This window comes from Kitasatospora sp. NPDC058184, from assembly GCF_042883725.1.
In the GTDB taxonomy this organism is placed as follows: Bacteria; Actinomycetota; Actinomycetes; order Streptomycetales; family Streptomycetaceae; genus Kitasatospora.
Window position 1 is genome coordinate 301533 of sequence record NZ_JBHVVE010000003.1, and the last position, 14802, is coordinate 316334.

The window sequence follows — 14802 nt, forward strand, 5'->3', positions numbered from 1 at the left end:
CAGCACTGGCGGGCCCGCCCGAAGGGAAGGATGGACACAACGGGGGAAGCCCGGGCAGCGGGCGAAGCCGGCACACCACCTGCCCGAGGGGGATGCGCGATGACCACGCCGCCGGAGCCGAACCGTCGGTCCGAACTGCTGGAGCTGTACCTGCTCGCCGTGGAGATGGCCGACCGGGTCTCGGCCCGCCGGGGCAGCGCCAACACCTTCTTCCTGTCCGTGCAGACCGCGCTGGTCACCCTGATCGGCTTCGGCATACCGAAGTTGTCCGAGTCCCCGTGGTGGGTGCCGACCGCCGTCGCGCTGGCCGGCATCACCCTGTCCGGCGCCTGGTGGATGCAGCTGCGCAGCTACCGGGACCTCAACGGCGCCAAGTTCCAGGTCATCAACAGCCTGGAGGAGAAGCTGTCCGCGCGGATCTACACCGACGAGTGGGACGCCCTCAGGAACACCGCGGCGGCCGGCCGGCGCCACCGGCACTACACCGAACTCGGCACCACGGAACGGCTCGTGCCGATGATATTCGCGGCGGCCCATCTGATCCTGCTCACCGGCACGCTCGTCAGCGGCACACTGGCCGTATGAGCCACCTCGACCCCATCGCCGACCTGATCCGCTCCTGCCTGCCCACGGAGGCCAGACCCCCCGAGGGCGCCGACGACCTGTTCCGCCTCTACGCCGTGCTGCTGCAGGCCAAGGGCGAGCAGGTCACCGACGAGGACGTCCACAACGCCTGGACGGCCTGGACCCAGACCACCGACGACACCCACCGGGCCCTGGTGCCCTTCCACGACCTCGACGCCCGCACCCGCGCCCTGGACGCCCCGTACACCCTCGCCATCCGCACCGCCGCCCGCCGGCTCCACCGCCCCGCCACGGCCTGAGCACGGCCGCGGCCCGAGGACGGCCGCAGCCGGGGGACGGCGACGGGCCCGCGGCGGGGGAGCGGCCCCGGCCGCGGGCCCGGCACCGTACGCGGGATCAGGCGCCGGGCATGCCGGGGGCGGCGGCCGCCAGCTCGTCGACGGTGCCGGACATGACGGTGCGCAGGTGGCGGGTGAGGTGCTCGGCGGGCCAGTGCCACCAGGCGAGATCCAGCAGGCGGGCGATGTCGGCCTCGTCGTACCGCAACCGGATCACCTTGGCCGGGTTGCCGCCGGCGACGGCGTAGTCGGGGATGTCGGAGGTGACGACGGATCCGGCGGCGACGACCGCGCCGTGGCCGATGCGCACCCCGGGCATGACGGTGACGCGGTAGCCGAGCCACACGTCGTGGCCGACGACGGTGTCGCCGCGCCCGGGCAGGCCGGTGACCAGGTCGAGGTGCTCGGCCCAGGAGCCGCCCATGATGGGGAAGGGGAAGGTGGAGGGCCCGTCCATCCGGTGGTTGGCGCCGTTCATGACGAACCGCACCCCGGTGGCGAAGGCGCAGAACCTCCCGATGACGAGCTTCTCCGGCCCGTAGTGGTAGAGCACGTTGCGGGTCTGGAAGGCCGTCGGGTCGTCCGGGTCGTCGTAGTACGAGTACTCGCCGACCTCGATCAGCGGCGAGGTGAGCAGCGGCTTGAGGAGCACCACCCGGGGCTGTTCGGGGAAGGGGTGCAGCACGGTCGGGTCGGGCACGGCGGGGATCACCAGGGGGCACCGCTCTCGTGTTGACGGGACATCAGGGGTTCCATGATCCATCGGACGGCGCGGCGGTCCGGCGGGTTTCCCCGCACCGGCCCCCTTCCTTGATCAAATGACGTCAAGTTGTCTGTACAGCTCGGAGCCTCCTGACGGTCATCGACCGGTCATCGGACACCACGGCCGCGTCCACCTCGGTCTCGTACACATAACGGGTCCGGTCCGAACCGCGCGGCCGGCCCCCGTACCGAAGACCCGCGGTCCGTCAGCAAGGAGCCCCACCCCCATGAGTCCGAAGCCCGAACTGTCGCGCCGCAGCGTCCTCGGCGGCGCGGCGGCGGCCGCGGTGCTGTCCGCCCTCCCCATCAGCGTCCAGCAGGCCCTCGCCGCACCGGCCCGGCCCGGACGGCTGGCGGACATCCAGCACGTCGTGGTGTTCATGCAGGAGAACCGCGCCTTCGACCACTACTTCGGCACCCTGGCGGGCGTGCGCGGCTTCGGCGACCGCACCGCCGTACGCGGCGTCGACGGCCGCTCGGTGTTCCACCAGCCCGACCCCGGCCGCAAGGAGGGCTACCTGCTGCCCTTCGCGATGAACGCCGCCCACACCAGCGCCTACCAGCAGGGCGCGCCGTCCTTCGGCTACGGCGACTCGATGAGCGCCTGGAACGACGGGCGCGCCGACGGCTCCGTCACCCGCCGCTCCTCCGGCTGGCTCGGCCAGGGCTACTACGAGTCCGCCGACATGCCCTTCTACCACGCCCTCGCCTCGGTGTTCACGGTCTGCGACGCCTACTACTCCTCGACGCAGTGCAACACCAACACCAACCGCGACCACGCGATGACCGGCACCAGCGGCGGCACCGTGCGGGACACCCCGGTGACCGACAACACCGAGATCCCCGGCGGCTACGAGTGGACCACCTACGCCGAGCGCCTGGAGAAGGCCGGCGTCAGCTGGAGGACCTACCAGGCCCTCGACAACTTCGACGACAACGCCCTCGCCTGGTTCACCCCCTTCGTCAAGGCCAAGCCCGGCGAGCCGCTGTACGAGCGCGGCATGCGCGCCGTCGGCGACCCGGCCAAGGCGAAGGACCCGTTCGCCATGGGCGACGCCCTCGTCGAGGCCTTCACCGCCGACGTCCAGGCCGACCGCCTCCCGCAGGTCTCCTGGATCGTCGCCCCCGCCGCCCTGTCCGAGCACGCCAACTACGCGCCGCCGAACGGCGAACACCTCACCGCCCGGCTGCTCTCCGCGCTCGCCGCCAAGCCCGAGGTGTTCCAGAAGACCGTCTTCATCCTCAACTACGACGAGCACGGCGGCTTCTTCGACCACCAGCTGCCGCCCGTCCCGCCGCTGGCCGACGGCCGCGGCAAGTCCAACGTCCCGGTCGACGGCGAGGTCGTCGTCCGCGTCGCCAAGGGCGGTTCCACCTACCACCGGGTGGTGGGCCAGGACGGGAAGTACCGGGTCAAGGCCGCCGACGGCACCCTCGGCTGGTCCGCCACCCTCCCCGCCGGCGAGACCCTGGTCTCCGGCCCCTACCCGATGGGCCTGGGCGTCCGGGTGCCGATGGTCGTCGTCTCCCCGTGGACCCGCGGCGGCGTCGTCGACTCCACCGTCTACGACCACACCTCCGTCCTGCGCTTCCTGGAACAGCGCTTCGGCGTCCAGGAACCCAACATCAGCCCCTGGCGGCGCGCCGTCTGCGGCGACCTCACCAACGTCTTCGACTTCTCCGGCCGCAACCCCGCCTGGCCGCAGCTGCCCGACACCAGCGGCAACCGCCGCAAGGTCGACGACACCGGCAAGCTCCCCGCCCCCACCGTGCCCAGCCCGCAGACCTTCCCCCAACAGCAGCGCGGCACCCGCTCCTCCCGCCCCGCCCCCTACAACCTGCTGGTCAAGCCCCGCCTCAAGGGCGACGAACTCACCCTCGACTTCGTCAACCAGGGCCGCCAGGGCGCCGTCTTCGCCGTCTACCCCGCCCCCGGCGAGGCCCCCAAGCACTACACCGTCGCCGCCAGGAGCCGCCTGTCCGACGTCTGGAAGGTCGGCCCGGCCGGCTATGACCTGCGCGTCCACGGCCCCGACGGCGCCCTGTGGCACCTGCGCGGCGACACCGCCTCCGGCTACGAGGTCTCCCTCTCCGAGGAGGGCGGCGGCAAGGTGCTGGAGGTCGACGTCATCAACCGCTCGCGCACCGCCCAGACCTTCCTCGTCGGCGACCTCGCCTACGGCGACGGCCTGCGCGAGGTACGGGTCGCGGCCGGCGACGACCGCACCGTCAACCTCAAGGTCGGCCCCGAGGGCTGGTACGACGTCGCCGTCGCCGTCCAGGGCGACCTCGCCTTCCGCCGCCGCATCGCCGGCCGCTTCCCCTGGGACGACCGCACCGTCACCGACCCCGCCCTCGGCCTGGCCGACCCCCTCACCGTCGACCTCGCCCTCGGCGCCGCCTCCACCACCATCGACGAACCCGTCCTGCTGCCCGGCCGCCCCGCCACCGTCACCGCCACCCTCACCGCCACCACCGCCCTCACCCGCCTGGAGACCCAGCCGCTGCTCCCGCCCGGCTGGACGGCCACCACCGTCACCGCCGCACCCGACAAGCTCGCCGCCGGCGCCACCGCCACCGCCGTCTGGCAGGTCACCCCGCCCGCCCAACTGCCCGCCGGCGCCACCCACCGCCTGCTGGTCACCGCCCGCGCCCAGGCCGACGGCCGCCTCGCCCTCGCCGACGGCGAACTCGCCGCCCGCCCCGCCCCGGCGATGACCGGCCACCTCCTCGACGAGGACTTCGAATCCCTCGCCGACGCCCTCAAGCCGGAATCCGGCCTGCTCGGCTGGACCGCCCAGGCCCCCAAGGGCTGGACAGTGGTCAACGCCCCCGCCATGCCCCAGGGCACCGTCCGCCTCCAGGGCTGGACCTTCCACACCAAGCGCGAATGGGCCGCCCTCGGCGCCCAGGACCGCGGCAACTTCACCCGCGCCCTGGGCGTCGTCGCCGTCGCCGACCCCGACGACTGGGACGACACCGGCTCGCCCTCCCGCAAGGGCGTCTTCGACTCCACCCTGGTCTCGCCCGCCGTCGCCATCCCGGCCGGCACCGACACCCTCCACCTCGCCTTCGACTCCCACTACCGCCAGGAGGCCCCGCAGAAGGCCTCCGTCACCGCCGTCTTCGACAACGGCACCGAGACCCGCCTGCTCGCCTACAGCTCCGACGCCACCGGCAACGACAACGCCGGCAAGGACGTCCAGAACACCCGGATCACCCGCAGCCTCGCCGTCCCCGCCGGAGCCCGCTCGGTGACCCTCCGGTTCCGCATGTACGACGCCGGCAACAACTGGTACTGGGCCGTCGACCACATCCGCCTCGACACCCGCCCCGTCACCGACTGACCCCGCCGGCCCCTCCAGCCCTACCGGGCCCGCCCGAGCCACCGCGCCCGGGCGGGCCCGACCCGTACCGGCGGCCCCGCGTGCCAGGTAGAACTACTGCCACGACCACAGGGGAGGAAACCGAAGGTGACCGACACGACGACCCCGGCCGGCCGGGCCGCCAAGCTCCACGACCGCTACCCGAGCCTCGACGAACTCACCGCCACCGCCAACCAGTTGGCCGCCCACCGGCCCGACCGCTGCCGGGTGCGCACCGTCGGCACCTCCCGCGCCGGACGCCCCCTGACCCTGCTGACCGTCGGCCCCGCCCCGCACGGAACCGGCCGCGCCCCGCACAACCTCCTCGTCGTCGCCGGCGCCCACGCCGACGAGTTCGCCGCCCGCGCCGCCGTCGACGACCTCGCCCACCACGCCCTCACGGCCCAACGCCCCGACCTCGCCTGGCACTTCCTGCTCTGCCTCGACCCCGACGGCGCCCACCTCGCCGACGGCAGCCGCCACGCCCGCACCCTGCCCGACTACTTCGACCACTACTACCGCCCCGCCGCCGAGGAACAGCCCGAATGGGCCCCCGCCGCCGGCGCCGACCTCCCCGAGAGCCGCACCCTCCTCGACCTCATCGACGAACTGCGCCCCACCCTCCAGTTCTCCCTCCACAGCACCGACGTCGGCGGCACCTTCCTCCAGGCCACCAGCGACCCCGCCGCCCTCGCCCACCCCTTCGCCCGCTCCGCCGCCCACCACGGCATCCCCGTCGAGACCGGCAACTTCGACACCTTCCGCCTGCACGAATCCGGCCCCGGCGTCTACCTCATGACCCCCCACCACATCGACCGGCAGGAGACCACCACCGGCGTCCTCACCCCCCACCACGGCGCCGACGAGGCCCGGGCCGGCACCTGGTTCGCCCCCCAGCGCCACGGCGGCCAGACCGTCCTCGTCGAAGTCCCCGCCTTCACCAGCGCCCACCTCGGCGACACCCGCCCCGCCACCGCCGTCCGCCCGCACCTGCGCACCTGCGCCGACCGCCTGCGCCACCGCGGCACACTCCTCACCGCACTCCTCGACGCCGCCCTGCCCTACGTGCGAAACCCCGACACCCCCCTGCTGCGCGCCGCCCGCACCCCGCTCACCGCCCTGCGTCAACTCGCCGACGCATGGGACCCCGACGGCCACGGACAGGAGCTCCTGCAGACCCCGATCACCCGCGCCCGCCTCACCGGCATCGACCTGTGGGCCCACCGCGTCCCGGTGCGCGCCGCCGCCCTGCTGCGCCGCGCCGTCCGCGTCGCCGGGGCCCCCGCCGCACCCCAGGCCGCCCGCCTCGACCACCTGCTGCGCGACTGGTGCGCCCAGTACCAGCGGACCTTCCAGCCCGTCTGGCTCCCCGTCGCCCGCCAGGCCGCCCACCAGGCCGCCACCGTCCGCGCCGCCGTCGCCCTGCGCCACCCGGCGAGTTAGGCGTTGGTGCCCTCGGTGTCGATGTGCGGCAGCACCCGGTCCAGGAACCGCGGCGTCCACCAGGCCGCCGAGCCCAGCAGCGTCATCACCGCCGGGACCAGCAGCAGCCGCACCACCGTCGCGTCCACCAGCACGCTCACCGCCAGGCCCAGACCCATCATCTTGATGACCACGTTGTCGCTGACGACGAACGCCGCGAACACGCTCACCATGATCAGCGCCGCGCAGGTGATCACCCGCGCGGTGATCTCCAGCGCGTGCGCCACCGCGTCCCGGCTGTGCCCGGTGCGCAGCCAGGCCTCGTGCACCCGGGAGAGCAGGAAGATCTCGTAGTCCATGCTCAGCCCGAAGACGATCGCGAACATCATCATCGGCACGTAGCTCTCGATCGGGACCTTCCCCGCCACCCCCAGCGCCGGCCCGCCCCAGCCCCACTGGAACACCGCCACCACCACCCCGTACGAGGCCGCGATCGACAGCAGGTTGAGCACCGCCGCCTTGACCGCGACCAGCACGCCGCGGAAGACCAGCAGGATGATCAGGAAGGCCAGCCCGACCACCACCGCGATGATCGGCACCAGCCGGCTCGACACGATGTCCAGGAAGTCGACCTGCGCCGCGGTGTTGCCGGTCACGTACGTCCGCGCGCCACTGCCGGCCACCGCGCCGGGCAGCACCGTGTCCGCCAGCCGGTTCACCAGGTCGGTGGTGGCCCGGTCCTGCGGGGCGCCCGCCGGGACGACGGTGGCGAACAGCACCGCCCCGTCCGGGCTGGTCTGCGGAGGGGTGCTGCTCGCGGCGCCGGGCAGGCCGGTGAGCGCCCGCTGCACCGAGGCCTGCACCCCCGCCCGCGCGTCGGCGGGCACCGCGCCCTGGTCGACCACCACCGTCAGCGGCGCGTTCGAGCCCGGCCCGAAGGCCTGCGACATCAGGTCGTAGGCCCGCCGGTCGGTGAAGTCCGTGGAGTCCGCGCCGTCGCCGATGTGGCCCAGCTGGATGGAGAACAGCGGGACGGACAGCACCGCCAGCACCACCACCCCGGCCACCAGGTACCACCACGGCCGCGCCTCCACCCGCCGGGCGTAGCGGTGCCACGCCCCGCCCCGCCCGTCCCCGCCCGCCTCGGCGACCGGACGGCGCACCGCGAACCGGTCCATCCGGCGCCCGATCAGCCCCATCAGCGCCGGCAGCAGGGTCAGCGCCCCCAGCACCGCCGACACCACCGTGACGGCCGCCGCCGCCCCCAGCTTGGCGATGAAGGAGATCCCCGACACCGACAGCCCGGACAGCGCGATGACCACCGTGCAGCCGGAAACCAGCACCGCCCGCCCACTGGTGGCCACCGCCTGCCCGGCCGAGGCCACCGGGTCCACCCCGTCCATCAGGTTCTGCCGGTGACGGGTCAGCAGGAACAGCGCGTAGTCGATCCCCACCCCGATGCCGATCATCGTCGCCAGCGTCGGCGCCACGGTCGCGAACGTCGACAGCGCCGCCACCAGCCCCAGCACCCCCAGCCCGACCACCACCGCGACCAGCGCCGTCAGCAGCGGCAGCCCCGCCGCGATCGCACTGCCGAACCCCACCAGCAGCACCACCACCGCCACCGCGAAACCGATCACCTCGCTGGACCGGTCGTCCGCCGCCGGCCGGGCCAGCTCGCCCAGCGGACCCCCGTACTCCACCTGCACCCCGGCCGCCCGCAGCGGCGCCACCGCCGCGTCCACCCCCGGTAGGTAGTCCTTGCCCAGCAGCGTCGGATTGGTGTCGAACCGTACGGTCAGGTACCCGGTCAGCCCGTCGGCGGACAGCGGCCCGCCCGGCACCGGGCCCTGCCCCGGCGGCGGCAGCGGACTCTGCACCGACAGCACGTGCGGCAGCTGCTGCAGCGCCGCCACCGCCTCGGCGATCTGCGGCTGGAAGCCCGTCAGCTGCGCCGCGTCGTGCAGCACCACCTGGGAACTGGTGCCCGCCGCGGCCGGCTCGTGCGCCTGCAACACGCTCCGGCCCTGCTGCGCCTGGGTGCCGGGCAGCGAGAAGTCGTCCGAGTAGGAGCCGCCGACGGCCCGGTTGGCGGCCTGGACGCCGGCCAGGGCGACGAGCCACAGCAGGATGACGGTCAGCCAGTGGCGCGCGCACCACTCGCCCAGGCGGCGCAGCGCCGAGCGCCGGGCCGGTGGCGCGGCGGCCGAGGGGGCGGGGCGGGCGGACGGCGGCATGGAAGGCTCCCGGGTCTCCTGCACGGCGGTGCGCCGATTCGGCGCAGTGTCCCCGACGGCCCACGGCCCGCCACCGGTACCGGCGGGTAGTCGCCCCTACGGCCCCGGCGGCACCGGCCCGTGGGCCCGCGCCGCCGGGCAGGGGCGGCCGGCCCCTGGTCAGGGCCGGGCGGCGGCCCCGCCGAGTCCCGGGGCCGGTACGGGTGCGGCGGCGCCGACCAGGACGACGAGTTCGTGGCCGCCCGGGTTGGTCTGCAGGGGCAGGGTGCGCCAGTTGTTGGCGAGCCAGACGTTGCCGGACGGGTCGATCCGCAGGCCGGTGTTGCGCTCCAGCCCGTCGCTCGGGTAGCCGGTGTCGGGCGGGGACAGCGGTTGGCCGGTGGTGAAGCCGGGCGGGCAGGCGGCGAGGTCGACGCCGCACAGCCGGGCGACGCGGTGGCCGCCGAAGTTGGCGATCCAGACGGTGTCCTCGCCGTCGACGGCGACGCCCCAGGGCAGGAACAGGCCGCCGCCGGTGAAGGGTTCGGGGGCCGGGGTGCCGTCGGAGCGGATCAGGGTGACGGAGGCACCCGGGCGCGGGCCCGTGTCGCCCGCGACGGCGGCGTCCGCGAGGTCCCCGGCGGTGGTGTCGCCGCAGGGCACCGGCAGGATGCCGCTGTTGGCGACCCAGGCGTTGCCCCGGCTGTCGGTGGCGATGCCGAGCGGGCGGCGCAGCCCGCCGCCGGTCACCGCCCGCTCCAGGGTGCCGTCGGGGCCCAGGACCTGCACGCTGTCGCTGCCGTTGCCGCTGACCCACAGCCGCCCCGCCGGGTCGACGGCGGCGCCGAAGGGCTTGTGCAGCGCGGGGGTGGGGACCTCCCGGGCGCGGGTGGCGTCGCCGTCGGGGACGCGGGTCACGCTGTCCACGCCGCAGCCGGCCGCCCATACGGTGCCGGAGCGGTCGGCGGCCAGGCCCTGGGGCTGGACGATGCCGTCGGCGCGCCACCCCTCGGGCGGGGAGAGCGGGGTGCCGTCCGGGGCGAACTGCGAGAGGCTGCGCTCCAGCGGGGCCGGGTCGATCGGGCAACCATGGCCCTGGAAGCCGAAGTTGGCGACCCAGGCGGAGCCCCGGGCGTCGACGGTGACGCCGAACCCGGCGCCGTACAGGCCGCCGCCCCGGTAGGGGGCGCCGGGGGCGTCCCGGCCGTCCGGGGTGAACTTCAGGACGGTGTCGCCGCCGCAGACCGGCACGGTGGGGTCGGCGCCGTAGCGGTAGTTGTTGCTGACCCAGGCGTTGCCGTCGGCGTCGAAGGCGATGTTGCCGGGGCCGTCGAGCTCGTGGCCGTTGCCGTCGTAGCGCAGGGCCACGGTCCAGGCCTCGGGGGCGGCGGGCAGGGCGGGCCGGTAGCGGGGGGCGGTGGCGGCGAGGGCGAACAGCTCGGCGGCGTTGTGGCCCGGGTCGTGGGCGATGTCCACGGCGGCCCGCAGGGTGTCGCGGGGCCGCTCCCGGCCGGGGCGCCGGGCCAGGTCCAGCAGCCGGTCGCAGGAGTCGCCGCTGACGCCGTCGACGCAGGCGGCGAGCAGGTTGGCGAGGGTGTTGAACTCGGCCAGGGTCGAGGTGAGCGCGCCGTTGGGCGGGGCGGCGAGCGGGGCGGCGATGCCTCCGGTGCCGGTGTCGGCCAGGTTGTGGGCGACGGCGGCGGCGTTGCGCAGCCCGGGGTCGGGGCCGGCCACGCCGTCGGGGCCGGTGAAGCGGGCCAGGGCGTACGCGACGGCCACGGTGGTGCGCTCGTTGACGACGAGTTCGGGCGGCGCCCCGGCCCCGCTCAGGACGGCGGCGAGCACCGCCGGCCCGCCGGCGCCGCGCGCGCCCCCGGGCCCGGGCAGGCCGGCCAGCACGTACAGCACGGCGCGCGGGTCCTCGGGGCGGCGGTAGTCCAGGACGAAGCGCCCGTCCCGCGCGCTGCGGGTGCGGGCCAGCACCCGGGGCGCGGCGCCCGCGCCGTCCCCGGCCTGGTAGAGCGTCACCTCGGCGCCGCCCAGCGGGGTGTCGCCGCTGCGCACCACCCCGCACTGGCCGGTCGGGGCGGCGACCGTGGCGTGGGAGGGTCCGGCGGCGAGCTGGGCCAGGAGGGCGGCGGTCAGCAGGACGCCGCGGCGTCGGCGCATGGGGGCTCCGTTTCGGCGGTAGGGGGACGAACGGCGGTTCGTCCCCCTGCCTGCCACACCGGCCGGCCGCCCGGGCGCATCCGGCCGCGGGACGCGGCGGAAATTGCCCGGTACGGGCGAGCCGGCGCGGGGCCCGTCCCCGGCTCAGCCGCGCCGGCCGGCCGCCGCGGCGGAGGGGACGGCGGCGGGGGCGGCGAAGCGGGGCAGGACCTCCTCGGCGAGCTCCTGGAGCAGCTCGTCGACGGGGCGGTCGTTGGGGCGCAGGTTGAAGGAGACGTGGGCGACGCCGAGTTCGGCCATCAGCTCCAGGTGCTCGATCAGGGCGGTGCGCCCGGTGCTGAGGCCGAGCCGGATGGGGCGCGGCGCGGCGGCCGGGTCCTCGGCGAGGGTGAGGACCATCGGCGTCAGGTAGGGCTTGTCGCCGGCGAGGTCGCGCCACTGGCGCAGCCGCGTGCGCAGCGCGTCCGGGTCGCGGGGGTAGTTGAGGGAGGCGTCGGCGTGCTCGGCGATCCACTCGGGGCTCTGCTGGGCGCCGCCGGCGACGGCGATCGGGATGCCCCCGGGGTGGACGGGCCGGGGCAGGACCTCCAACTGCTGCTCGGCGCCGAGGCCGGCGGCGGGCAGTTCCAGCGGGCCGGGGCGCCAGGCGGCGCGCAGCGTCTCGACGCCGGTGCGGAAGGCGGCGCCGCGGCCCTGGAAGTCGCGGTCGAACAGCGGGTACTCGACGGGGCGGTCGCCGCTGGCGAGGCCGAGCAGCAGGCGCCCGCCGGAGAGCACGTCGACGGTGGCGGCGGCCTTGGCGACGAGCAGCGGTTCGCGCAGCGGCAGGACGACCGCGCCGGTGGCGAGGACCGCGTCGCGGGTGAGGGCGGCGAGGTGGCCGAGGTGGGTGAAGGTCTCGAAGACGCTGCCGGCGTCGCCGAACCGGACGGGGTCGTAGAGCGGGACGTCGCGCACCCACAGGGCGGCGAAGCCGAGGCGGTCGGCGAGGGCGGCGAGGCGGGCGTGCCCGGCGAGGTCGGGGACGCCGAAGGGGCGGCCGGCCGCGCGGTCGGCCCGGCCGCGGTCCTGGCCCCAGTCGTTGTCCAGGGGCAGTTCCAGGCCGATGGTCAGCCGGCCGTCGGCGGGGGCCAGTCGGGCGAGTGCGGGGTGGGACGGGGCCATGGCGGGTCCTTCACAAAAGATCCCGCCCCGGGCGGCGGTGCGACCGCCCGGGACGGGAGAGTGGGGCGGGGTCAGCTCGCGTTGAACTGGTCCGGGTGCGGGCCGGTGCGCAGGTCGCGGTCGCCGGCGGCGATCGCGGCCATGTCCTGCGCGGTCAGCTCGAAGTCGAAGACGTCGAGGTTCTGGCGGATGCGGGCCGGGGTGACCGACTTGGGGATGACGATGTTGCCGAGCTGCAGGTGCCAGCGCAGGACGACCTGGGCGGGGGACTTGCCGGTGCGGGCGGCGATCGCGGTGATCGCCGGGTCGTCCAGGACGGCGCCCTGGGCGAGCGGGCTCCAGGCCTCGGTGGCGATGCCGTGCTCGGCGTGGAAGGCGCGCAGCTCGGCCTGCTGGAGGCCGGGGTGCAGCTCGACCTGGTTGACGGCGGGCACCAGCGCGCTGGTGTCCAGCAGGCGCTGGAGGTGGGCGGGCTGGAAGTTGGACACGCCGGCGGCGCGGATGCGGCCCTCCTCGACGAGGCGCTCCAGGGCGCGCCAGGTGTCGAGGTAGAGGTCGCGGGCCGGGGTGGGCCAGTGGATGAGGTAGAGGTCGACGTGGTCCAGGCCGAGCTTGGCGAGGCTGGCGTCGAAGGCGCGCAGGGTGGCGTCGTAGCCCTGGTCGGCGTTCCACAGCTTGGTGGTGACGAACAGGTCCTCGCGGGCCACGCCGGAGGCGGCCAGGGCACGGCCGACGCCGGTCTCGTTGCCGTAGATGGCGGCGGTGTCGATGCTGCGGTAGCCGGCCTCCAGGGCGGCGGCGACGGCGGCGGTGGTCTGGTCGTCGGGGACCTGGAAGACGCCGAAGCCGAGCTGGGGGATCTCGACGCCGTTGTTCAGCTTCACGGTGGGGACGGTGGGGGTGGTCATGCGCTGGTCTCCTTCGGAGGGTGTGGTCGGTGGGGTGGGGCGGCGGTGATCACCGGGCGAGCTGGGCGAGCCGGTCGAGGGCGGCGGCGGCGAAGGAGTGGTCCTGCGCGGGGGCGCCGCCGCCGACGCCGAGGGCGCCGACCAGCTGGCCGTCGCGGTGGACGGGGATGCCGCCGGCGATGAACAGCAGCGGGCGGTCCAGCGCGGTGGGCAGGGTGTGGAACGGCCCGTCGGGCTTGACCAGGTCGACCAGGTCGGCGGTGGGGGCGTTCAGCTGGAGGGCGGTGTAGGCCTTGCGGGTGCTGGTCTCGCCGGAGATCAGCACGGCGCGGTCGTCGCGGCGGAAGGCGAGCAGGTGGCCGCCGGCGTCCAGGACGGTGACGCTGACCGGCACGCCCGCGGCCTCGGCGGCGCTGCGGGCCGCGTCGACCAGGAGCTCGGCGTCGGCGGTGGTCAGCGGGGCGACTGCGGTGGTGGTGCTCATGGTGGTGCTTCTCCCGGGGTGGGGTGGGTTCCGGTCGGGGCGGTGGCCGGTGGTGTGCCGGTGGTGTCGATGGTCAGTGCTGCAGGGCCGCGTGGCGGGGAGCCGCGCTCGTGGTGGCGGCCTCCCGGGTGCGGTCGCGGCGCTCCAGGGCGGCGGACCAGAAGGCCAGCAGCAGGGCGGCCGCGGCGAGGACGGCGCCGACCCAGTTCGGGGCGGTGTAGCCGAGGCCGGCGCTGATCACCATGCCGCCGAGCCAGGCGGCCAGCGCGTTGCCGAGGTTGAAGGCGCCGATGTTGACGGCGGAGGCCAGGGTGGGGGCGCCGTGGGCCTGGTCCAGGACCCGCTTCTGCAGCGGGGGGACGGTGGCGAAGCCGAGGGCGCCGACCAGCAGGACGGTGACGGCGGCGGCGACCTTGTTGTGGGCGGTGAGGGTGAACAGGGCGAGCACCACGGCGAGGCCGCCGAGGGTGGTGTAGAGCATCGGCATCAGCTTGCGGTCGGCGTAGCGCCCGCCGAGCAGGTTGCCGAGGAACATGCCGACGCCGAACAGGACCAGCAGCCAGGTGACGGAGCCGTCGGCGTAGCCGGCGACGTTGGTCATCATCGGGGCGATGTAGGTGATCGCGGCGAAGACCCCGCCGAAGCCGAGCACGGTCATCGCCATGGCGAGCAGCACCTGGGGGTTGCGGAAGGCGGTCAGCTCGCGGCGCAGGTGGGCGCCCTCGGCGCGGGGCATGGCGGGGACGAGCTTGGCGATGCCGAGCAGGCCGACCACGCCGAGCGCGGCGACGCCGGCGAAGGTGGTGCGCCAGCCGACGGCCTGGCCGATGTAGGTGCCCAGCGGGACGCCGACGATGTTGGCGACGGTCAGCCCGGTGAACATGGTGGCGATGGCGCCGGCCTTCTTCTGCGGGGCGACGAGATCGGCGGCGACGACGGAGCCGATGCCGAAGAAGGCGCCGTGGGCGAGGGAGGTCACGATGCGCCCGGCGAGCATCACGGGGAAGGACGGGGCGAACGCGGAGAGCAGGTTGCCGGCCACGAACAGGCCCATCAGCAGCATGAGCATGGTCTTGCGGCTGATCCTGGTGCCGAGGACGGTCATCAGCGGCGCGCCGATGACGACGCCGAGGGCGTAGCCCGTGACCAGCAGGCCCGCGTTGGGGATGGAGACGCCGTAGTCGCCGGCGATCTGGGGCAGGAGTCCCATGATCACGAACTCGGTGGTCCCGATCCCGAATGCGCCGATGGCCAGGGCGATGAGAGCGAGAGGCATGGGCCCGAACCCTTCTGTGATTGCTTGAGCTAGCGCCTTGCGTGCCCTAACAATAGTTGCAGACGCGCGATAAGTGCAAACGCGGATAGGTGGCACGCGCCATAGGGTCGGGG

General features: G+C 74.8%; 11 protein-coding genes. 4 read left to right on the plus strand and 7 right to left on the minus strand.

What is annotated here, in order from left to right; translation table 11 throughout:
• The first annotated feature begins 99 nt into the window (after positions 1 to 99).
• Both ACFVXH_RS07770 and ACFVXH_RS07775 read left to right on the plus strand, forming a co-directional pair.
• Positions 100 to 585, plus strand: a complete 486-nt coding sequence (locus ACFVXH_RS07770) for a hypothetical protein (RefSeq protein WP_053112619.1) — start codon at positions 100 to 102, stop codon at positions 583 to 585.
• A complete protein-coding gene (locus ACFVXH_RS07775; protein WP_074005344.1) occupies positions 582 to 884 on the plus strand; it encodes a hypothetical protein in 303 nt (100 codons plus the stop codon). Before ACFVXH_RS07770 ends, ACFVXH_RS07775 begins: the two co-directional genes overlap by 4 nt.
• Before the next feature lie 97 nt (positions 885 to 981).
• Here ACFVXH_RS07775 and ACFVXH_RS07780 read toward each other — a convergent pair whose 3' ends face one another.
• Positions 982 to 1632, minus strand: a complete 651-nt coding sequence (locus tag ACFVXH_RS07780) for a CatB-related O-acetyltransferase (RefSeq protein WP_387821652.1) — start codon at positions 1630 to 1632, stop codon at positions 982 to 984.
• 280 nt (positions 1633 to 1912) lie between these two features.
• Between ACFVXH_RS07780 and ACFVXH_RS07785 the strand changes: the two genes are divergently transcribed.
• On the plus strand, positions 1913 to 5032 hold the full coding sequence (locus tag ACFVXH_RS07785; protein ID WP_380781264.1) for a phosphocholine-specific phospholipase C: 3120 nt from the start codon (positions 1913 to 1915) through the stop codon (positions 5030 to 5032).
• Between the two features lie 126 nt (positions 5033 to 5158).
• Complete coding sequence (locus tag ACFVXH_RS07790; protein WP_387821306.1) at positions 5159 to 6493, plus strand: M14 family zinc carboxypeptidase; 1335 nt, start codon at positions 5159 to 5161, stop codon at positions 6491 to 6493.
• On the opposite strand, the gene ACFVXH_RS07795 is transcribed toward ACFVXH_RS07790, so the two are convergent.
• The 6 genes from ACFVXH_RS07795 to ACFVXH_RS07820 all read right to left on the minus strand — a co-directional run bounded on the left by ACFVXH_RS07795 (position 6490) and on the right by ACFVXH_RS07820 (position 14689).
• Complete coding sequence (locus ACFVXH_RS07795) at positions 6490 to 8709, minus strand: MMPL family transporter (RefSeq protein WP_387821309.1); 2220 nt, start codon at positions 8707 to 8709, stop codon at positions 6490 to 6492. The two genes, ACFVXH_RS07790 and ACFVXH_RS07795, sit on opposite strands and share 4 nt — an antisense overlap.
• A 159-nt stretch (positions 8710 to 8868) precedes the next feature.
• Entirely contained in the window at positions 8869 to 10857 is a 1989-nt protein-coding gene (locus tag ACFVXH_RS07800) for a hypothetical protein (RefSeq protein ID WP_387821312.1), read from the minus strand.
• Positions 10858 to 11001: 144 nt separating this feature from the next.
• Complete coding sequence (locus tag ACFVXH_RS07805; protein ID WP_387821315.1) at positions 11002 to 12021, minus strand: TIGR03571 family LLM class oxidoreductase; 1020 nt, start codon at positions 12019 to 12021, stop codon at positions 11002 to 11004.
• A 71-nt stretch (positions 12022 to 12092) separates the two neighbouring features.
• Positions 12093 to 12929 (minus strand): aldo/keto reductase, encoded by an 837-nt coding sequence (locus tag ACFVXH_RS07810; RefSeq protein ID WP_049659329.1) that lies wholly within the window; start codon positions 12927 to 12929, stop codon positions 12093 to 12095.
• Between the two features lie 49 nt (positions 12930 to 12978).
• On the minus strand, positions 12979 to 13413 hold the full coding sequence (locus ACFVXH_RS07815; RefSeq protein ID WP_387821318.1) for a heme-binding protein: 435 nt from the start codon (positions 13411 to 13413) through the stop codon (positions 12979 to 12981).
• Between the two features lie 73 nt (positions 13414 to 13486).
• A complete protein-coding gene (locus ACFVXH_RS07820; RefSeq protein WP_049659333.1) occupies positions 13487 to 14689 on the minus strand; it encodes an MFS transporter in 1203 nt (400 codons plus the stop codon).
• Positions 14690 to 14802 lie beyond the last annotated feature (113 nt).

Bases quoted from the DNA above. Each gene is read 5' to 3' on its own strand.
- ACFVXH_RS07770 (WP_053112619.1), top strand. From the start codon at position 100: ATGACCACGCCGCCGGAGCCGAACCGTCGGTCCGAACTGCTGGAGCTG.
- ACFVXH_RS07775 (WP_074005344.1), top strand. From the start codon at position 582: ATGAGCCACCTCGACCCCATCGCCGACCTGATCCGCTCCTGCCTGCCC.
- ACFVXH_RS07785 (WP_380781264.1), top strand. From the start codon at position 1,913: ATGAGTCCGAAGCCCGAACTGTCGCGCCGCAGCGTCCTCGGCGGCGCG.
- ACFVXH_RS07795 (WP_387821309.1), bottom strand. From the start codon at position 8,709: ATGCCGCCGTCCGCCCGCCCCGCCCCCTCGGCCGCCGCGCCACCGGCC.
- ACFVXH_RS07800 (WP_387821312.1), bottom strand. From the start codon at position 10,857: ATGCGCCGACGCCGCGGCGTCCTGCTGACCGCCGCCCTCCTGGCCCAG.
- ACFVXH_RS07805 (WP_387821315.1), bottom strand. From the start codon at position 12,021: ATGGCCCCGTCCCACCCCGCACTCGCCCGACTGGCCCCCGCCGACGGC.
- ACFVXH_RS07810 (WP_049659329.1), bottom strand. From the start codon at position 12,929: ATGACCACCCCCACCGTCCCCACCGTGAAGCTGAACAACGGCGTCGAG.
- ACFVXH_RS07815 (WP_387821318.1), bottom strand. From the start codon at position 13,413: ATGAGCACCACCACCGCAGTCGCCCCGCTGACCACCGCCGACGCCGAG.
- ACFVXH_RS07820 (WP_049659333.1), bottom strand. From the start codon at position 14,689: ATGCCTCTCGCTCTCATCGCCCTGGCCATCGGCGCATTCGGGATCGGG.